Origin of the sequence: Exiguobacterium sp. SH1S21 (assembly GCF_004337175.1) — a bacterium.
Taxonomy (GTDB): domain Bacteria; phylum Bacillota; class Bacilli; order Exiguobacteriales; family Exiguobacteriaceae; genus Exiguobacterium; species Exiguobacterium aurantiacum_A.
Genome location: NZ_SJUY01000004.1, coordinates 141,283 through 161,058, shown reverse-complemented (window position 1 = coordinate 161,058; position 19,776 = coordinate 141,283). Strand labels below are relative to the sequence as shown.

Sequence of the window (19,776 nt, the reverse complement as noted above, 5' to 3'; positions counted from 1 at the left end):
TCTAGTTTGCCTGATTTCGAAGGAGAAAGGTATACGAGCTTGCAGGTTTGAGCGAATAGAACGCAAAAAAACACCGCGCCTGCGGTGTTTTTGGGGTCGATCGATTAGTTTAAGACTTTGATTGTGATTGATTTACGACCGAAGTTGAGCGCTTGCTGTTGTGTCGGCATCAAGATGTCAATTTTGTTCCCTTTGATTGCGCCGCCAGTGTCTCCAGCGATTGCTTCGCCGTAGCCTTCAACCCATACTTTAGAGCCGAGCGGGATGACTGAAGGGTCAACCGCGATGACTTTTTGGTTCGGGTTCGAACGAACGTCGATACCTGTTGCCGTGATACCAGAGCAACCTGCACAATATGGCGTGTACGCCGTTGCTTCAACTGTCATCGTCTTACCCGAAGCCGGAGCTTGAGTTTGCGTTGTAGACGTAGACTGTTTTGTCACCGGTGCAGACGTTGATGCTTTTGGTTTAGCTGCTGGTGCACTGTTCGCAACCGATGCTGCTTTGGCACCTTTCACAGCGAATTGTTGACCAGGGAAAATGAGATCTGATTTAAGACCGTTCCATGTCATCAATTGATTGACAGAGACACCGTTGTTTGTCGCGATCCGATACAACGTGTCGCCTGATTTAACTGTATAAGTGTTTGAAGAAGCTGTCGCTTTTGCTTCCGACTTCGCAAGCTTCAACACTTGGTTAGGATAAATCATATTCGAGTTTAAGCTATTTGCTTGTTTGATGTCGTTCACAGATACACCGTTGTTCACGGCGATACGGTACAAAGTATCTCCAGACTGAACCGTGTGTGTTGATGCTGCCGAAGCTGGAGCAGCGACTCCTAAACTAAGGCCAGCGAGTGCCGTTAGTGTCAATAGTGGTTTTTTCATAAGAATATTCCTCCCTTTTCTAACGCTCCCTTACTGTAACACCTCTATATTTCACTGCCGTTACAGGCTGATATGAGAGTGATATCAGTTCAGTTACAGAAGCTTTCAGGGAGATGAGAGGAGTCTGAATTCTTACAATCTAGATGAAAATGGCTTTGTTGAGCCGTTTTCAGCTATACTGATAAGGTGAGAAAGGAGGTTTTAGTCTTTGGAACTATTACTGCTGTATTACATTGTGACTAATTTACTAGCGTTTATGTCATTTTTCATCGATAAACGACGTGCAAAATCCGGAGCTTGGCGTATTTCGGAACAAACGTTGCTCATTCTCGTCTGGATCGGGGGAGCGTTTGGGGCTTATGTCGCTATGCGCCTCTTCCGTCACAAGACGTTGAAGCCGAAGTTTCGGATCGGGGTCCCGGTCGCGATTCTCGTTCACGCCGGGATCACGTCACTTTTCATCTTCTGAATAGAGCTGGCTATCTTTTCTGCTCAATTATATAGAAGGAACGTGATAAGACGTCTCGTGACAATAGAGATATAAATGTCGGATTAATCATGAATTCATCTGGTTCAAGACTGTCAGCCCGGTGTAATCCCGAAACAAATGTTCAAATATTGAGGTGGGATGAAGATGTTGGAACAAAGTTCACTTCAGAGCGTGGAATCGTCAACAGGCGCGGTCATGACAGCTATGATCCACGTGACCGATCACTTCCACGCCTTTATAGTGAGGGCAGGTCGCGTCGACTTGATGGTCAACGGGGAGCGTCATAGTCTCCGCACTGGGTCGGGCCTTTTGTTAGCGCCGGGGCAACTGTATCAAGTCGTTTCGTCCGAAGAAGCGACTCGGTTCGTCGACGTCCGTGTCGATCCATACGACTTGTTCGCGCCGTTGCTTGCCGAAAGGTTCGTCACACCGTTCATGACGGGGGCGACGTTGCCCCTAAAACTCCTCACGCCGACCGAGCGCGCGGAGAAGGCCGTGTTAGATACGATCGACAAGGTATCCCGAAGTTTACATGGCGACTCATCGTTCACCCTCTTGGACGCCACGCTGCAGATGGCGGTCGTCTGGCGTTACTGGATTCAACAGACAAACGAGCAACCGAGACTAGTCGGTCAAGACCGGATGAAGGCGATGCTCGCTTATATCCATGAACATGTGACGGAGCGCGTGACGCTCGAACAGATTGCCGAGGTCGGTGGCTTGAGCCGGGCGGAATGTTGCCGCTATTTCACGAAGTGGACCGCCACGAGCCCGCTCGCCTATGCGTGTGACGTCCGCATGGAAGCGGCGGCGCATCAGTTACAAGAGACGACGGAGTCGGTCGCCGCAATAGCGAGTCACTACGGCTACACGAGCGTCAGTCACTTCGTCCAGACGTTCAAGAAAGTACATAAGGTCACCCCGCTCGTCTACCGCAAGGGCAAGAAGACCAAGTGAAGAGAAAATGAAAAGAGGAGTCTGGCCGCCGAATTTCGATGGCTAGACTCCTTCTTTTTGCGTTCTCGATGGACGAGAGACGATGTCATTCCTCATGTACGACCGACACGATGACATTTCCAACTTTCTGGCCGGCGTCCACATAGCGGTGCGCTGCGACGATTTCCTCCATCGGATAGATCGAATCGATGACGGCCTTCAGGTCTCCGGCTTCAAACATCTGATTCAACAGGGTCAGATCTTCTTTTCGTTCACTCGCTACTCCCTGTCCGGCAACCGAACTGAACCGGCCTGTTCCCCCGACATGTTTGCGAGCCATCCGTTTATCGATTTTTCCTGCCGCGTCAAACACAGCGTCGTACGTTGTCAGTTCGCTGTCATAGCCCTCGTTTGTATAATCGACGACGACGGCTGCGCCAAGGCGTTTGACCAATTCGAAGTTCCGTTCCCGACAGACGGCTGTCACGTGGGCACCGAAATGTTTGGCGATCTGTACCGCGATGGAGCCGACTGCCCCGGAAGCTCCGTAAATCAATACGGACTTCGCCTGTTCGATGTTCACTTTACGCAAAAAATGAAGGGCTGTCGTTCCGCCAAACGGAAGACTGGCTGCTTCTGCAAAGCTTGCGTGGTGAGGCATGAGCGCGACACACTTCGTCTCGTTGATGCATGCATATTCGGCATAGCCGCCAAATCGCATCCCGGTCAGCGCATAGACACGATCTCCCACCTTGAAGTGTTGCACACGTCGGCCCGTCTCGACCACTTCACCTGCTAGGACGACACCTAAGACAGGCTGTCTCGGCGCTTTGAAGCCGACGACGACACGCATCGGCAACTTACCTGCTGCCGGTACATCCAACGCACGAAGCCGGCGGTCCCCGGATTGAACGGCTGATGCGTGCACTTTAATCAGCAGTTCGGTTGCTTTCGGCACAGGCTTTTCAATTTCCTGAAGCTGTAACACTTCCGGCGGGCCATATGCGGTACAAATCACTGCTCTCATCGTGTACCTCCTCACAAGTCGCTTGTCTCTTAGCGGGCGGTCCAGCCACCGTCTGCTTTCAACACGTCCCCGTTGACGAAGCTCGAGTCACTCGAAGCGAGGAAGAGCGCGGCGTTTGCGATTTGATCCGGTTCCCCCATCGGTGCTTCCCCTGCCGCTTGAATGGCGCGCATCCCGAGCTCACTCGGCGCCGTGATCGTCGCCCCGATGTTCGTATTGACCCCGCCTGGTGCGATGGCGTTGGCCCGAATCTTACCGAACGTGCCATACGTCGCGGCGATGTTTTTCGTGAGGCCGATGAGCGCATGTTTTGATGCGACGTACGCGGCCCCGCCTCGTGTCCCGAACAAGCCGCCGACCGAGGCGATATTGATGATGACCCCACCCGACTCCTGTTTCTCCATCACGTTGATGGCGGCCCGGGCGATCTTCATCGGACCGGTCAAGTTGACGGCGATGACACGGTCCCATACGTCGTCGGTCACTTCACCGACCGTCATGAAGTTGTCCATGATGCCGGCGTTGTTCACTAAAATATCGAGTGAGCCAAACTGGCTCGTCGCCGTCGCGACCATGTTGTCGATGTCCGCTTGCTTCGTCACATTCGCGGCGATACCGACCGCTTCCCCGCCGGACGACTTGATCTCACTTGCGACCGCCTCGACCGTATCCCCGTTCATATCGACGGCGACGATGCGAGCACCTTCCGCGGCGTATAGCTTGGCGATGGCCCGCCCCATTCCAGAACCGGCACCGGTCACGAGCGCTGTCTTGCCTGATAGTTTCACACAGCATTCCTCCTTGGCTAAGTAGAAGACGACACAGCAAAACGACAAGTGCGGACTGAACACGTGTCAGTAGTCTATACCCGAATTTTAAGTGACCTGCGTGCTGTTATGGAAGAATGTTCTTCTTTTCGTACGATATCTCCTTTACAATGAAAGGAATACATATATTAGGATTTAAGGAAGGATTGATGACTTGGGACGATATGATGCGGAAGTGATCGGGAGCGGACCTCCGCTTTTGTTCCTACCAGCTGGGGGGTTCTTGGGGAACGAGGGACTGACGCTCGCCGAGGCGCTTGCCGACGATTTCGAGGTCCATCTGCTCGACCTGCCAGGGTTCGGTCGCAGCGAAGGACTCAAAGGAAGAGTCACTTCTTTGGAATTAGCGGATTGGGTGAACGGCTATATCGTGGAAGCAGGACTCGGCCTTGTCCATGTTAGCGGTCACTCGCTCGGGGGCGCGGTCGCCCTCGCGTTTGCCGCCCATTACCCTGAAAAGCTGGAACGGCTCGTCTTGCTCGACGCCGGACATAAGCCGTTCCCGCGAGTCCCGCTGCAAGAATATGGCGCGTTTGGGCTCGTCGTGCCGCTCTTGAACGTGATCTACCGCATGCTTGGGCCGACAGCCGTCCGGAAAATCGAGGCGAAATTCATAACGGACAAAGCGGCAGAATCGATTTCAGAGGAACAGTTCAAAGCGTTCTGCACGCAGACGGGGTTACCTGAGCGGGACGAAGTACGCCGGGCCTTGGATGCTCCTGCCAAACTAGGTCCCGGTGGAATGAACTTACTGTTCGGCTACTATAACTTGGACATGAGCCAGCTCATGAGGATGCTCCGCGTACCGACGCTTCTCGTCTACGCCGACTTTATCGGCGTGGACACGAAAGAAGCTGAATTGACGAAGTCTGCCGTTTCGAGTCTTCAGCAAGATCGACCTCCAGTCACCTATCAGTCCGTTCCCGGAGGTCACTTCGTTCATTGGAGTCCGGAGTTCCCGCTCGAGCGGGTGCGTCAGTTTTTATTATCAACACAAGGAGCGAGTTCTTATGAAGCGTAATCAACAGATTGTGCTCATCATCGTCGTTGTGTTGCTACTCTCTGCCGGGATTGTCTGGCAAGTGGAATCGACCGAGCAACCCGAATTATCAGCGACGGCCGAGCCCATCCTGGTCCATCAGGTCGCTGACCCTGAGATGACAATCCGTTTCTTCACAGAACGCTACTCAACGGACGAGCTGAGCGATGAACTGTTCATCGAAGGCATCGGCTTAGAGATTACCATCGACGACCGTGTCGAATCGGTCACGTCCCGCTCGCTGTCAGATGATGGTCTCACCTGGTCGGTCGACGGACGGACGTGCGGGGATGAGCCAGACTGTGTTCCGTTTGATATCTTATATGGGATGAATCATGGGACGACGACACGTGTCGTCGTCGAGTTGGACGGGGACCGCTTCGAGCCGGAATTAATGAAGACGAAAGCCGGGAATGACGTCTGGTTCGTCGTCGTCGACCAAATCGAATCGATTGACGCCATCACGGGTTATGACGCCTCAGGTGACGTCGTGTATCGCTATCCTCAATGAAAAAAGAGATTCGGGGAGTAGTCCCCAAATCTCTTAACGTTCACAGGCGATCCCGTCTCTATCACGGTCTTTCCCAATGTTTGCTTGGTAGAGTGCCGCGTTGACGAGCGGCTTATACTGCGTCTTGCCGCCTTTGTTTTTGATGGTCTTGTTTTTCGCGACACCACCCTTGTATGTCTTGTTCAATTCGGTACAGTTTTTAAACTTTTTGGCAGCGGCATCAGCCGGATTCGCAGGCGCAAGGCTCAGCGTAAACAAAGCGAGACAGGCCACAGTTGCACGAAGCAGTTTCTTCATTCTTATTTCCTCCAAATTAGCAGACGATACGTCTAGCAGTTTTCATCATTATACGGTTGATTACGAGCAATATACCTCTTTTGCAAATATGATAAAGACAGAAAGGAACGTGTTTTATTATGGATTTGTTTATTTTAATGCAAGAGCGCGCAGTACCTCTGCTCGTGCTCACATTTTTCTTGGTACTGAATCTTGCATTCCTAATAGGGGTTTGGAAGAAACGGATCAACTTCTCAAAACTTTTTTTGCTGTTCGCCAGCTCACTCGCTGTGGTTCTCATGATTTCATCCGTCATGCTCATCACATTTACGTTATTCGTCGGCTATAATCAGTGACTTTTGCAAATTCCTATTGCCGCAACATCTGTAGAAGGAATAAACCCACCTCTTTTTTTTGAAAGAGGTGGGTTTATTCATGGAAAATTATTTTGTCGCTTCGTATTCCAACGCTTCCCCGTTCGTCTCGATGACGTGCTTATACCAATCGAACGAGTCTTTCTTCATCCGCTCCATCGAGCCATTGCCTTCATTGTCACGGTCGACGTAAATCATGCCATACCGCTTCTTCATCTCGCCCGTCGTGAACGAGACGATGTCGATGATGCCCCACGGCGTGTAGCCGATCAAGTCGACGCCGTCATAGACGACCGCTTGTTTCAGCTGCTCGATGTGGGCCTTCAAGTAATCGATGCGGGCCGCGTCGTGAATCTTTCCGTCGACGATCTCATCGACGGCGCCAAAACCGTTCTCGACGATAAAGAGCGGGATCTGATAGCGGTCGTACAACCGGTTCAGCACGTAGCGAAGACCGACCGGATCGATCGCCCAACCCCAGTCGCTCGACTTGATATATGGGTTCTCGACACCGTTCGGTAGGCCACCGTTGACGATGTCGCCGCTGTTGTCGGCGACGACGTCGCTCTTCACGGTCGTCGACATGTAGTAGCTGAAACCGAGGTAGTCGACAGTCCCGTTCTTCAAGATGTCGTCGTCCCCGTCCAGGAACGGGATGTTGTAGCCCTCCCGCTCGAACTCGTTCAAGGCGTAGCTCGGATAGAACCCGCGTACTTGCACGTCCGGGAAGAAGTAGCGCTGGCGCATCATCTCCTCGGCCAGCATGACGTCGTCCGGGTTCGACGAATACGGATAGATCGGCACGTGCGATACCATCGCCCCGATCTCGAAGTCCGGGTTGATCGCTTTCCCTTTGGCGACGGCGAGCGCACTCGCGATCAACTCATGGTGCCCCGTCTGATACATGACCTCACGGGCGTTCTCGCCTTCCTCGACGATGACGCCTGAGTTCGTCCAGAGGAAGAGCGGGTTGTTGACGTCCATCTTGTTGTTGATCTCGTTGAACGTCATCCAATATTTGACCTTGTCTTTGTAACGGTCGAAACAGACCTCGGCGAAGCGGACGAAATGGTCGACGACGGCCCGGTTGCGGAACCCGCCGTACTCACGGGCGAGGTGGAGCGGCATCTCGAAGTGGGACAACGTGATGATCGGCTCGATGCCGTGCTTCAACAGCTCATCGAACAAGTCATCGTAAAACTTGAGCCCGGCCTCGTTCGGTACGGCGTCGTCACCGTTCGGGAAGATGCGGCTCCAGCCGATCGACGTCCGGAGACACTTCAAACCCATCTCGGCGAACAAGGCGACGTCTTCTTTATAGCGGTGGTAGAAGTCGATTGCCTCATGGTTCGGATAAAACTCGTCCGGCTCGACCTTGTCCGTGATCCGGCGTGCGACGCTATGGGCGCCTGCTGTCAAGACGTCGACGACGCTCGGGCCTTTGCCGTCGGCGTCCCAGCCGCCTTCAAATTGATGGGCGGCGAGGGCGCCACCCCATAGAAAATCTTTCGGTAATGTCTTCATGTTTATTCCTCCTTATTGATGAACAATCGTGAGCATCGGCTTCGTTGTGTCTGTCTCATCGCCTGGTTGAACGAGTACATCGGCGTAAGTCGAGCTGTTCGTCACGATGACTGGTGTGATACTTGATAAGTTATGGGCGGCGATCATGTCGCGATCGAACGTCATCAATACATCGCCCGCTTTGAAGCTGTCCCCATCTTTGACGTGGACAGTGAACGGTTTCCCGTCAAGTGTCACTGTGTCGAGCCCGACGTGAATCAAGAGCTCGATCCCTGAGTTCGAACGCAGTCCGATTGCATGTTTTGTCGGTGCGACCATGACGACCGTCCCGTCGAACGGTGCAATAATTTCATTCCCGTCTGGTTCGACAGCGTAACCTTTTCCCATTGCACCCGAGCCGAACACGTCGTCCGGGACATCACTCAAGGCGATGACTCGGCCTGAGAGCGGTGCAGAGATCGTTTCTTCTTGGACGACCGTCGCGCTCGCTTCCGCTGTCGCTGGCGTCGCCAATTCTTCATTTGCCTGTTTGGCAGTGTCTTCCCCGAAGCCGAAGATTTGAATCAAGACGACCGGGAGGATGAGGGCAATCGCCGTCCCGATCAACAGTCCCCAAATCGATGTCGGCACGTCTTCACTGATTCCGTTCACAAGAGTGAGTGGGCCCGGGAGTCCGGCGTAGGCGAAGTAATAAGGATTGAAGAAGCTTGCGACGATGGCACCGACCGCACCCGAGATACATCCGAAGATGAATGGTTTCTTGAAGCGTAGCGTCACCCCGTAGATCGCAGGCTCGGTGATCCCGAACAGACCGGTGATTCCTGCCGAGACTCCGACTTTTTTGATTTCCTGACTTTTCGCTTTCAAGATGACACCGAGGACGGCGCCGACTTGGGCGATGACGGCGATCGTCTGATAGGCTTGGAACGAGTCACGGCCGTATAGGTCGAAGTTTGCGAGCACCATCGGCGTCACGCCCCAATGGACCCCGAAGATGACGACGACTTGCCAGAGTCCACCGATGATGGCGCCAGCGAGCAACGGCGCGTTTTCAGCTAGGAAGTTATAGCCGTTGGCGATCCCGACCGCACCCATCGTCGTGATTGGTCCGATGACGAGGATCGTGAGCGGCACCATGAGCACTAAACTGAAGAATGGGACGAACAAAGGACGAATGACCTCGTTCATATGCCGGTTCAAGAACCGCTCGACGTAAGATAAGATCCAGACGAGGAAGAGCGGTGGCAAGACGGAAGACGTGTACGTCGTACCGGACAAGGCAATCCCAAGGAAGCTGATCGCCTCCCCTGACGTGATGCGTGCCGCCATCTCGGCCCATGTCGGACTGACCAAGGCCGCACTTGCCGCGACGGAAATGAACGTGTTCGTCTTGAAGTGTTTTGATGCCGTGATGGCGATAAAGATCGGTAAGAACGTGAACGGTGCCCATGAGATGAAGCTGAACACTTCGTACGTCCCCGTCTCGGCGAAACCTTCAAATACCAATGTCGTTAAAATGAGTACACCTTGCAAAATCCCGGCTGCCGCTAAAATATAGATGAACGGCGCGAACACCGCGGACATCGTCGCGATGATCCGGTTGAGTATCGTTCCTTTTTGGTCCGCCTCCGTTTCAGTGCCTTCGATTTTTACGAGCTGCGTGAACTCCTCGAACACTTCTCCGACGTGCTGTCCGATAACGACTTGGAACTGTCCGCCCGTCTCGACGACCGTGATGACGCCTGGCATCGCCATGACACGCTCTTTCGCCTGCGGGTTTGACCGCTTCAAGACGAGACGAAGCCGTGTCGCACACCGGGCTGCGTTGATGATGTTGTCTTCCCCGCCGACAGCCTCCAAGATGTCCTTGGCGAGTTTTGAATAATCCCGAACTTTACTCAAGTGAATACCCTCCTTTTTTCATAACGCTTACATTTTGTACACTCTTACTATAATTGTACCGGTACAATTAATCAATAGCGATACAATAAAAAAGTTTGTGAACTTTTAGCAAACATGTGTGTGGTATAATGAAGACAACATTTTCAAGTAGATGAGGGATGAACGTGCTAAAATACCAACAGATTGCAGCAGAGATCGAACAGTACATCAGTCAACATGATTTGAAACAAGGCGATAAACTTCCCGTGCTCGAACAGTTGATGAGCCAATATGCCGTCAGTAAGAGCACGGTGACGAAAGCGCTCGAACTGCTCGAACGGCGTGGGGTGGTCTTCCAACTTCGCGGGAGCGGCATCTTCGTCCGGCGTCATAACCGCCCGGGCTACATGAGCCTGTTCTCGACGCAAGGGTTCAAGAGCAATCTCGGCGACCGCGTCTTGACGTCAGACGTGCTCGACGTCTCGGTCACAAAACCTGACGAGACAGTTGCGCAGAACCTCGGGATCGACGTGACGGACGACGTCTATCACGTCGAACGGGTCCGCTTCGTCGATGGCGAGGTGCTTTGTCACGAGGAGTCGTATTACGTGAAGCAAATCGTCCCGTATTTGAACCGGGAGATCGTTGCCGACTCGATCTTCGACTATGTCCAGAGCGCGCTCGGCGTCACGATCGGCTTCTCCGACATGTACATGCAGGTCGGTCGGTTGAACGCGACGGAAGCCGGATACCTCGGCTTGCAGGCAGACGACCCGACGCTTCGCATCGAGACGATCTTTCATCTCACGAACGGGAAGCCGTTCGACTACTCCCGTATCACCTATCATTACGAGCACTCGCAGTTCGTCGTTCAGGCGAACGGGCCGTACATGTGAAAACACCGCTCCTACGCATTGGCGTAAGGGCGGTGTTTTTGTATAACCGTAATCTATTTGGACTGTACTTGAGTCAGGTGTCGATACGCATCGACTGAATACGAATCAATCTTACACGTCTCATTTATATGAGTATGTATCTCCGTTTTGGTAGGGAAACTGTATGGGCTGAATACGATATCACATGAGGCCTGGGCGATGTGATGCAATAGCTGTTCGACAACTACATACACTTCAGCCAAGTGTTCCGGACTCAATCGGACGTCCGGGGTGACGAGATAACTGACATGAATCACGTTTTCTTTTGATTCAAAAATAGAAGCCTCATGTTCAGAAAACCACGGATAATCGGTGAGATCACTCCTCCTTCTCTCATCTTTGATGATGAGGAATGCGTCACTCTCGTCGAGTTGCACTCGCCAAACTTCACTATCGATTGATTTGAATTCTCTAAGTATGTTCAAGTCAACTCTCCCCAGACGGATTTTCGAGATACATTCCGATATTCAAGAGCTGTTCTTTCAGGTGCTGAAGATTTATATTCGTATGAATCCCCATCAAATAATCGTATCCGATAAACACTTTAAACGGTTCATCTTTATGATGCGATTCATTCCCAACGAGTTGCGCATAAAGCTCTTCTCGCAACATCAAGCGAATCATATGTTCGATTCTCCACCCAGTCAGCACAGTTCCTTTCTTTACCCGTTTATACAAATCTCTCGTTTTTGCAGTATAAACGATTTCCGAAAGGTCAGGCCGTTGAATTTCATGACGTGAAAGTCGACCTCGCTTCTCAATATAAGACACTCTTAGGGAAGTCACATTGCAATGATTCATGACCCACTTGACCGAGGTCACATAGGCATCTTCAACTCTCATGTACTCTTCGAAGTGAAGCGTGACGCCTTCAAACGACTTTCCGATGTCAGAAATGGCTGTCCATTCGTCCTTTTCATATCCATAGGGTTCGTCTCGAAAGGCGGGATTGTATTTGGTTATTCTATATCGGTACATAACTTCACCTGATTTCTGTATGTTCTCTTACTCTAAATGCCAAACAAGATCAGCGAGGTATAACCTTATGGCTTGATGCGTTGTGTAGTTTTCGAAACAGTCTCTTATTCTTCAGACTGAACAAATTCTCCGCCAAACGTCCATCCATTTTGTTTCAACATTTTTTCAAACTGTTCATTGAACCGGTTGATATCAATAGGCTTATTCTTTTTTCGATGCAAGACTACACCATCGATTAATAAGGAGGGTGACATCGACGGATTCGCTTCCCATACGGGTTTCCATGTCGCGTCCTTTTCATATTCTCTCGATGGACGATCGCCGACCAACTGTTCCTCGGAAAACCCGAAACGAATCACATTTCGCTGCGCCGTTCGTAAAGAAACACCGTTTGCCCCTCCCCAATCGTCGGGGCCTACGCTATCATCCTCCCAAAAGCAGTTCGGACAAATCAAAAACGTTCCGGGCGGCTTTTCCTCCAGCGTTTTGTAACCACAACAGAGACACGTATATGTTTTCATTTGTACAGCTCCATTTCGTAAAAAATATGCAACAAGCAATGTAAAAGCACTGCTTACTACTTCAAAACCGCTTGATTGCCACGTTCACATGGTCGAGAAAGTGATACACGTCGTGCGCATCATGCGCCAGTGCGAAGTTTCCGAAGATATGAGGATGATACTCTCCCATGAACGTTTCAAGTGTCTGTACAGATGTAGGGGATGAGAGGGACTGCCAAAACCCGCTTGCTTTCAGATTGCCGAGCTGGGGCAGCAGCTTGTCTTCAATCAACTTCTTCCAGTCGTCATCATGAAGCGTCAATCGATACACTTTCTCCCTCGGGCCGAACGTTCCTCCGAGACAGAACGTCAACTCGATTGGAAACACACCCTTTGTCACGTGGTGAAAGAACGTCTCATAATCCGCTGTGTCAATCGACTCAACGGATTCAATTGTCGTCCCTTGTAGTGTCAGTCCCTCACGGTAATAGCTCAACAGCCAATCCGTTTCATTTGAGAACGTGACGACGTCTTGGCGATGTTCGTCACGGGAAAGTGTCAGCCATGGGGCGATCGTCTCATGATTATGAACGATTCCGGATGTGACAGAATCCTCTTCTAAGCGTTCAAACGAGAAACGATGTCTCTTCGGCAACAGTACCTTTGTTTTCCGCTCCACGCGTAACGGGAACTCTGCGTCGGCGAGATGTCGGTAAATTAGGCGATTTGCTTCTCCCTCTTTGAATGCATGGCTCGGTAAAATCAGCATCTCTGTCTGATGATAGAGGATTCGACAAAGTTTCAAGTCCGGCTCTTTCTCGTAGTCCGTAAAACATGTCGCGATGTCCGAGACGTCTAGCGTCACACGAGTGATTCGGTCTCTCTGTTTACACACCTCAATCGGATGCATCCAGACATACACCGTCTCAACGACCCCAGATGATGCGGCATCGACATAGACGTCTCGCGTGAACGGATGCAAGATGAGGTAACGTAGTATCGTTACATCGGTAAAACCCTTATCGATCTGTATGTCATCCGAATGAAATGAAAAGATGTCAGCATCTTGTCGACGAATCGAGCGATACACCTCATCAAGCCTTTGATCATAGACTTGGTCGAATTGATAACGGTCGATTTTCCATAACGTACCATCGTTCGAACGTGATAATCTTTCCGTCTTTTGTTCAAATTTATCCGTGTCCACTGCGTGTCGACGCACAAATAAAGCCGTGGTCGCGTCAACTTCACGTAACCACGGACGTTTCACATTCATCTTTTCCATCGCCTCCGGTAAAAAAGATAACCGAGCGGGAGTCCCGTCAACAACGCGAGTCCAATCATCCGAAAAGATTTCGGCTCTATCGTCTGAACGTCACCTGAACCACCAGTAAGGGCATCCTCCACAGAACCTTGATCGTTTGAATGTGTTTCGACCAAGAGTTTCTGATACATCTCGAGCGTGATCGTGTCTCCGCTGATGAACCGTTTCGCATCGGTCGTCATGGCGGTCAACGTCTCCCCGTTTAAGTCAAACCAGGCATTCTCTTGAGCAGAATGGACGAGTGAGCCGGACACATCAGCTAAGGCAATGGCCAACTCGTCGCCATACCCGAACGTGGAGAAGGCGAAAATGCCCGGTTCTTGCTCCCACGTACCGATGACGTTTCTCGGCTCCCCATCTTGTAGGACGGCTGATACGTACTCCTTGCTCGAGACGAACGTACACATTTCGTCCAACGAATAACAGGATTGCGCGGCAATCAATACTTCATGGAGCGGACCGAACGAGACGGTGCGACTTTCCGTCAAGTGATAGTTACTCGGGTCGTCTCCTTCGATATGGTCGAGGACGATTGACTCGAAATGTTCTTCAGCGAAACGCTCCGCGGATCGTTCTGTCGGCGCCGCAGCTGCCGACGTAGCACCGAGCGTGAAGACCCCGGCTAAAGCGAATGTTGTGATCAGGCGGAACATGTTTCTTTCTCCTTTCAACCGACAGACATTTGTTTTAGGAATGACGCATCAATCCGAATCAGTTCCGCATGTGGATGTTTTTGGCGCTCGATGATTCGGCCAAACCGTTTTGAGGCGACGAATCGATTCGACTCGTGAATCCACGCCAGGCGCACGAGTGCGAGGCGCAACTGCTTACGACCGTCACTCATCCGAAGGTGATCGACTTTATTATCAGCATCTAGGCGATTGATGAACAGCTCGACTTTACACTCTTCCTTCACCAAATAGGATACCAGATAAGCGGCCTGTTGAATCAACTCTTCGTAACGGGCGTGGAGACCATTCCCGAGCGGACCGCTCAAGTCAAGCATCAATGTGAACGTATCGAGGTTTTGGCGCTCATATACTTTCGCCTGTAGCTTCCCTGTCTTGGCTGTAGCGACCCAGTCAATTTGTTTCACCGGCTCTTGCTCATATTGTTTTGAGCTTTGGATCATCAACGGGTCGTGGAGCGGTGAATGTTTGACGAGTCGATCCCCCATCCTTACCAGGCGTGAATCGGAAGTAGATAGGTCGCTTCGTCACGAAGTTGTAGGGAATGCACGCGCTGATTTTCGTCAAACATCACCCTTCATAATCACAGCTCAGTAATCTTTCCTTTAAACAAAAGCCCCCAATCAATAGAGCGAACTGATTGGGGACCGGGTATCACGACTGCGATACTGGAAAATCATGTGACTTGTTTCGTCATTGCTGAAGAATCTCTTGATATTTGTAGCCCTCTAAGATTTCATGATCTTCTTTGAATGTCCAATCTTGAATCGAAAGCTTTGGATTTGATTCTAAGTAATGGTTGAGAATATCTTTTCCTAAAATATAGTTACTCCAGCGAGGAAGATTCTTTTGCTCATTACCGATAACAAAATCGTTAAATGTTGTTTCATAATCATTAACAAGGTTGGCTACATGCTCCTTCGTCTTCTCATCCATTGGTTCATGCCAAGGAGGTGAGACGCCTTTGACAATTCGATCTGCAAAAGCATCTGCTTTCCCTTCTAATATGACAGAATTTAAAACCGAACTAACCATAAAGTTTGGTGTGTCGCGAAGAATCAAGTGATGATATTCATGTGCAGTCGCATAAGCAAGGATATCTTTATCGAAGTCTTCATTCAGATAAAAGACAAAAGTATCTTTATATGCATTTCCACTAATCCCACCCAGTGACTCACCGATAAATGCAAATTCTGAATTGATTGGTACGAGAAAAATCGTACTTTTCTTTTTAGGAAGTGCCTGATGGGAAGCGATGTAAGTTTTTATAATCGTTTCTTCAATCTCACCATGTTTGCTCATCAGCACATCGATTCGATTTAGGAGTTGTTGCTCATAGGATGTCGATTTCATCAAAAAGTTGCCTTTCAAATCCGCTGTTCCGAACTTCTCCTCTTCTCCAATCTTCCCTATGTAATCGAGAACAAATTCTCTAAAAAATTTCTTTTTCTGTTCTGAATCATTCGTCTCTAGAGATGCCTCCAAATACTTTTGATACTGTGTGTAAAGTGGCACGATTTTTAATTCACTATCGTCGCTTATTTTTATAGTCTTAGGCTGCACGTTAACGTTCTCTTTTATAGCTTCGACATTTTCTTTGTCACCAATGCATGCCGATAACAGAATCAAAGGAATACAAAGTAGAAGAAGTGTGAATCTTTTCAACTGAACGACCTCCGTCTCTTTTTAAACCATCAAGCATTTATCGTGAGCTTTTATCATGATGATGTTTTTTCTCTTCGAAAGACTGTGTAGTAAAGATTATGAGTCATCTTCCTTTTACATGTTAAATTGTACCATATTTTCTATCAAATTACCTTTCGACATTTTAATCAACTTGTAAATATCACTGTTGTTTTTGGGTTTACGTTGAGACGTTGTGCTTAACTTCCTATTATTCGTCATACAAAAAAATTGCCCGTTCATTGAACGAGCAACCAGACTTCTCCTGTATAAATATCATCCTCATCTTGAATCCGCTCGTGGAACCGATGCACCTCGACATCCGCTGAGGCGACGAGCTTTTGTTGAAACACATCATCTAAGGGCAAGCGCGTCCACGTCTGCTCTGGCGTCTCTCGTTCCATAAACACCTTCAATCGTGCATCATTTTCAAACACGAGGAGTTCGGACTGCCAAAGCGTCGGAAGGTCCAACAAGACGACGACCCGGTTCCGCTCCTCTTCTCGGAGACGCACGAGACGGGAGGCCCCCTCCATCATCGCCTCGATGACCGCATATTGAATCCGGCTGTTCTCCTGTATCAACAGTAAGAACGGTTGATCAATCGGGATTTTGTTGTGCCAATACCCGTCATGGAACGTCGTCGGGAACGGATGGGTCTGGTCTTCGATATACATGTGCAACCGTTTCAATCTTCGTCTGATACCGCGCACTTTCGCTCGTCTCTTCAAGATGTTCTTCCCAATATGGCGTCGACTTGCTGCTGGTGATGCCGGTCATGTCCGATGCACTCGGTGACGATATAAGTAAGCGTATACGGAACACCCTGATGCGGGCAATGGGTCACCCCGTTCGCCGTCGTGTGCGAAGTCAGCGTCTCTTGACGCAATGACCGCAGCACTTCTATGAGTGAACTCCGACTCGTTTTGGCTAATTGGAGAACGTTTTCTCCCGAGAGACGTTTCGCTTTTTGGGTCGCCCGCGCGTTAAACGAGTCGAACTCAGGGAAGATCATCCCTTCTCCGTTCTTCACGGCTGGGATGATGACATTCAACAGATGGTTGTCCCAATGGGCGATGTGAAGGACGACTGCTTTGATTGACCATTTGTCGGTCGCAATTGCGTTTCCCACATCGATTCATCCAATCTCTCTAGCGTGTTTAGCCAATCTGTATAGGATGCAAATTCGTCGATGACGTTTGAACGATTAGTCATGAATCTGTCCCTCCTCAATTCATAAGGTAAGGAAATTGTATCATGTTCGATTACTTCTGTTCCGGTCATATTTTTCTATCCTTGGTCAATCAAGGAACGCTTGACGGAAGCGATTGATTCTCACAATGATGACTTATACATCTAGCGAGATGGACACTTTCTTTTTGCATTGTGGAGTTATCCCGTCGATTGAAATCGAACCGTAAGTGACCGTTAAGCCTTCTGGCGTCGGGACAATAGAAAGGGAAAACGCATTTAGCCAGTCCGCTGACGTCGGAAATACCCCAGGGGCCCAATCCAGTTCAAGTTCGTGCCCAGCAATCGCGTAGGAGAATGGCACATGACGATACACGTCGACGAGCAGTCGTTCGATTTGCTGTGTGAACGCGGATCTCGATGCAGGATGTGAAACGACATCCCCCCAGTTCAAATCGATGAGTATCCCGACATAAGTGTCCATCTCTTGAAGAGACACGGTCATCACCATATCTGCGCCTCCAAAATAGTTGCTTCGTAAATGGATAGATCCAAAATGCCCGATCCGAGCAAAGTCGGTATCTGTCGTTGTCGTCCAATCGTTCCCCGCTTCATCCTGACTGAATGTCACGTCTATGATTTCTCCACCGCTACTTAACAGTTCCTCACATACATTTTGAGCAAGTTTAGGTAACGGATAATGGTTCGGATAAGCCATCCCGATGGAAATGAATCCGCCTGCTTGATCCATTCGAACACCTCCTTTTTCAATCATACAAAAAACGGCCCCGTTAGGAACGGTACCGCGCTATGTTTGAGCCTCAGATGTTTATGCCGCCCTATTCATTCACTGCTTCGATCCATCCTGCATAGTTCGCATCATGCGAGTGATTCGCTTACGCGAAAGCAGTCGGGGCAGGAAGGCAACGAGCCGATTCCGTCTCCCTGGGATGATCAAGGTCTTTCCGTTCATAAAGCCACGATACCCGATATCCGCGACCCGTCCTGCTTCCATGATCGTGCCCGTTTGAAACAGTTTTGACGCCTGCATCCCGGAGCGGTCGACGAAACCGGTCGATGTTAACCCTGGACATAAAGCGGTCACCGTCACGTTCGTCCCGCTCACTTCATTTTCGAGCGCTTCTGAGAACGATAACACGTATGACTTCGTCGCGTGGTACACCGACATCAACGGTCCCGGGAAAAAACCGACCATGGAAGACACATTCATGATGCCCCCTTGATTCCGTTCAACCATACCGGGTAAAAACAATTTGGTCATCACCGTCAACGCCTTGATGTTGACGTCAATCATATTCACCTCTTGGTTCATGTCTGTCTCTAAGAACGTCCCGTACAGACCGAACCCGGCATTGTTGACCAAGTAGTCCACGTGGATCCCCTTCTCCTGGAGCTCCTTGTAAATCGCTTCTGGCACTCCAGGTGACGCGATGTCTTTGGCGATGACGGTGACGCCGACACCATGATTGATCCGATAATCTTTAGCGATTTCTAACAGTTTCGCTTCATTCCGTGACACGAGTACCATCTCATGTCCATCCCGGGCAAAGCGATCGGCCAATTCTTTGCCGATCCCACCTGACACGCCTGTGATGAGAACCGTTTTTTTCATGGCAGTCTCTCCCTCTTTTTCTGCTACAAGCAGTAGTCTCACATACTTCAGAACGTAATGATGACCTTTCCTTTCGGCCGACCCGTCGCAACTAACTGTAGTGCTTCGTTCACTTCATCAATCGTAAATCGTTTCGGATGAAGGGCAGGAACGACTTGGTTCGCCTCCACGACGCTCGTGATTTCTTTGAGTTGTGACCCATTCGCACGTACGAAGATGAAGCGGTATTCGACGTCATGTTTTTTGGCCATCCGGTCATATTTCGCACCCGCCATCGAAAATAACGTTTGTTTCCAGAACGGGAGCTGTCGGTCTTTTGCGAAACGTTTATTCGGTCCTGTCCGCAAAGACAGGAGTCGTCCGCCTCGTTTGAGGATGCTCAGCTCTTTCTTGAATTCTGTCGGCCCTAACGTATCGATGACATAATCCACGTTTTTCAGGACGTCCTCATAGTTTTGCGTCGTGTAATCCAAATATTGATCGGCACCAAGCTTCAGCGTCCGTTCGCGTGACTCCGCATTCCCACTGACGATCACTGTCAGACCTAACGACTTCGCGAGCGGAACGGCCATTTGACCGAAACTACCCGATCCCCCCGGAATGAACACAGATTGTCCGGACTGGACGTTTAACTCTTCATGTAGTCCTTGGTAGGCTGTGAGTCCCGTTAAAGCGACAGCTGCTGCCTCTTCGTAAGATAAGTTTTTGGGCATCCTTGCGATGGCAGATGCATCGACTGCTACATATTCAGCGATGGCCCCGATTTTTTCGATCGGCAGACGCGTGTAGACGTCATCCCCGACGGAATAACCGGTCACATGTTTCCCGACCTGTTCGACGACACCCGCCAGTTCGTTCCCGATTGTCAGCGGGAAAGCATAATCTTGAATCAGTTTTACGCTACCGGTCATGATCAACATCTCGAGTGGATTGATGGCGGCGGCCTTTACCATGATCAACACATCATTGTCCCCGATGTCCGGAACACGTACCTCGTTCACTTGCGCTTCGATTACTTTCGAATATCGACTGATTTGAGCTGCTTTCATCATTTTGTTCATGATTGACTCT

The 19,776-nt window shown here is 50.2% G+C and carries 21 protein-coding genes and 1 pseudogene; 5 read left to right on the top strand and 17 right to left on the bottom strand.

Annotated elements, in window-relative coordinates:
• Positions 1-104: 104 nt before the first annotated feature.
• Positions 105-887: a LysM peptidoglycan-binding and 3D domain-containing protein gene (locus EVJ24_RS07665; protein WP_131440707.1), complete on the bottom strand. Its 783-nt coding sequence runs from the start codon at positions 885-887 to the stop codon at positions 105-107.
• A gap of 208 nt (positions 888-1,095) precedes the next feature.
• On the opposite strand from EVJ24_RS07665, the gene EVJ24_RS07660 reads away from it, so the two are divergent.
• Both EVJ24_RS07660 and EVJ24_RS07655 read left to right on the top strand, forming a co-directional pair.
• On the top strand, positions 1,096-1,356 hold the full coding sequence (locus EVJ24_RS07660; protein WP_035386026.1) for a DUF1294 domain-containing protein: 261 nt from the start codon (positions 1,096-1,098) through the stop codon (positions 1,354-1,356).
• Between the two features lie 165 nt (positions 1,357-1,521).
• Complete coding sequence (locus tag EVJ24_RS07655) at positions 1,522-2,334, top strand: helix-turn-helix domain-containing protein (RefSeq protein ID WP_161568742.1); 813 nt, start codon at positions 1,522-1,524, stop codon at positions 2,332-2,334.
• Positions 2,335-2,419: 85 nt separating this feature from the next.
• On the opposite strand, the gene EVJ24_RS07650 is transcribed toward EVJ24_RS07655, so the two are convergent.
• Together EVJ24_RS07650 and EVJ24_RS07645 are read right to left on the bottom strand one after the other, a co-directional pair.
• On the bottom strand, positions 2,420-3,340 hold the full coding sequence (locus EVJ24_RS07650; protein ID WP_131440704.1) for an NAD(P)-dependent alcohol dehydrogenase: 921 nt from the start codon (positions 3,338-3,340) through the stop codon (positions 2,420-2,422).
• 29 nt (positions 3,341-3,369) lie between these two features.
• A complete protein-coding gene (locus EVJ24_RS07645; RefSeq protein WP_131440702.1) occupies positions 3,370-4,128 on the bottom strand; it encodes a glucose 1-dehydrogenase in 759 nt (252 codons plus the stop codon).
• A gap of 193 nt (positions 4,129-4,321) precedes the next feature.
• On the opposite strand from EVJ24_RS07645, the gene EVJ24_RS07640 reads away from it, so the two are divergent.
• Both EVJ24_RS07640 and EVJ24_RS07635 read left to right on the top strand, forming a co-directional pair.
• Positions 4,322-5,188 (top strand): alpha/beta fold hydrolase, encoded by an 867-nt coding sequence (locus EVJ24_RS07640; RefSeq protein ID WP_161568741.1) that lies wholly within the window; start codon positions 4,322-4,324, stop codon positions 5,186-5,188.
• The gene (locus EVJ24_RS07635; RefSeq protein ID WP_071397518.1) at positions 5,178-5,717 is read left to right on the top strand and encodes a hypothetical protein; all 540 of its coding nucleotides are present in this window, start codon (positions 5,178-5,180) and stop codon (positions 5,715-5,717) included. Before EVJ24_RS07640 ends, EVJ24_RS07635 begins: the two co-directional genes overlap by 11 nt.
• Before the next feature lie 33 nt (positions 5,718-5,750).
• Here EVJ24_RS07635 and EVJ24_RS07630 read toward each other — a convergent pair whose 3' ends face one another.
• The 3 genes from EVJ24_RS07630 to EVJ24_RS07620 form a co-directional block, all read right to left on the bottom strand.
• Positions 5,751-6,014 (bottom strand): excalibur calcium-binding domain-containing protein, encoded by a 264-nt coding sequence (locus EVJ24_RS07630; RefSeq protein WP_016508727.1) that lies wholly within the window; start codon positions 6,012-6,014, stop codon positions 5,751-5,753.
• Positions 6,015-6,436: 422 nt separating this feature from the next.
• The gene (gene bglA, locus EVJ24_RS07625; protein ID WP_131440698.1) at positions 6,437-7,891 is read right to left on the bottom strand and encodes a 6-phospho-beta-glucosidase BglA; all 1,455 of its coding nucleotides are present in this window, start codon (positions 7,889-7,891) and stop codon (positions 6,437-6,439) included.
• A 12-nt stretch (positions 7,892-7,903) separates the two neighbouring features.
• Positions 7,904-9,793 (bottom strand): beta-glucoside-specific PTS transporter subunit IIABC, encoded by a 1,890-nt coding sequence (locus tag EVJ24_RS07620; RefSeq protein WP_131440696.1) that lies wholly within the window; start codon positions 9,791-9,793, stop codon positions 7,904-7,906.
• 164 nt (positions 9,794-9,957) lie between these two features.
• Between EVJ24_RS07620 and EVJ24_RS07615 the strand changes: the two genes are divergently transcribed.
• Positions 9,958-10,668 carry a GntR family transcriptional regulator gene (locus EVJ24_RS07615; protein WP_201740362.1) on the top strand — a complete coding sequence of 237 codons (711 nt, stop codon included), beginning with the start codon at positions 9,958-9,960 and terminating at the stop codon, positions 10,666-10,668.
• A 465-nt stretch (positions 10,669-11,133) separates the two neighbouring features.
• Here EVJ24_RS07615 and EVJ24_RS07610 read toward each other — a convergent pair whose 3' ends face one another.
• The 11 genes and pseudogenes from EVJ24_RS07610 to EVJ24_RS07560 form a co-directional block, all read right to left on the bottom strand.
• Positions 11,134-11,331 carry a hypothetical protein gene (locus EVJ24_RS07610; protein ID WP_131440692.1) on the bottom strand — a complete coding sequence of 66 codons (198 nt, stop codon included), beginning with the start codon at positions 11,329-11,331 and terminating at the stop codon, positions 11,134-11,136.
• Positions 11,332-11,957: 626 nt separating this feature from the next.
• Positions 11,958-12,206, bottom strand: a pseudogene (locus EVJ24_RS15510) (CPCC family cysteine-rich protein); the annotation flags it as partial.
• A 61-nt stretch (positions 12,207-12,267) separates the two neighbouring features.
• Complete coding sequence (locus tag EVJ24_RS07600; RefSeq protein WP_161568740.1) at positions 12,268-13,461, bottom strand: hypothetical protein; 1,194 nt, start codon at positions 13,459-13,461, stop codon at positions 12,268-12,270.
• Positions 13,458-14,162, bottom strand: coding sequence for a hypothetical protein (locus EVJ24_RS07595; RefSeq protein WP_131440686.1), 705 nt, complete (start codon positions 14,160-14,162; stop codon positions 13,458-13,460). The genes EVJ24_RS07600 and EVJ24_RS07595 overlap by 4 nt, the downstream gene beginning before the upstream one ends.
• A gap of 14 nt (positions 14,163-14,176) precedes the next feature.
• Positions 14,177-14,686: a DUF58 domain-containing protein gene (locus EVJ24_RS07590; RefSeq protein ID WP_236637597.1), complete on the bottom strand. Its 510-nt coding sequence runs from the start codon at positions 14,684-14,686 to the stop codon at positions 14,177-14,179.
• Between the two features lie 205 nt (positions 14,687-14,891).
• Positions 14,892-15,863 (bottom strand): DUF2268 domain-containing protein, encoded by a 972-nt coding sequence (locus EVJ24_RS07585; RefSeq protein ID WP_131440684.1) that lies wholly within the window; start codon positions 15,861-15,863, stop codon positions 14,892-14,894.
• Positions 15,864-16,120: 257 nt separating this feature from the next.
• On the bottom strand, positions 16,121-16,573 hold the full coding sequence (locus EVJ24_RS07580; protein ID WP_145984893.1) for a DUF3916 domain-containing protein: 453 nt from the start codon (positions 16,571-16,573) through the stop codon (positions 16,121-16,123).
• Between the two features lie 35 nt (positions 16,574-16,608).
• Positions 16,609-17,013 (bottom strand): DinB family protein, encoded by a 405-nt coding sequence (locus EVJ24_RS07575; RefSeq protein ID WP_236637596.1) that lies wholly within the window; start codon positions 17,011-17,013, stop codon positions 16,609-16,611.
• Positions 17,014-17,229: 216 nt separating this feature from the next.
• Positions 17,230-17,823, bottom strand: a complete 594-nt coding sequence (locus tag EVJ24_RS07570; RefSeq protein ID WP_161568739.1) for an Imm64 family immunity protein — start codon at positions 17,821-17,823, stop codon at positions 17,230-17,232.
• A 96-nt stretch (positions 17,824-17,919) separates the two neighbouring features.
• On the bottom strand, positions 17,920-18,705 hold the full coding sequence (locus tag EVJ24_RS07565) for an SDR family NAD(P)-dependent oxidoreductase (RefSeq protein ID WP_131440678.1): 786 nt from the start codon (positions 18,703-18,705) through the stop codon (positions 17,920-17,922).
• A 47-nt stretch (positions 18,706-18,752) separates the two neighbouring features.
• Entirely contained in the window at positions 18,753-19,766 is a 1,014-nt protein-coding gene (locus EVJ24_RS07560) for an NADP-dependent oxidoreductase (RefSeq protein ID WP_071397503.1), read from the bottom strand.
• Between the last annotated feature and the right edge of the window lie 10 nt (positions 19,767-19,776).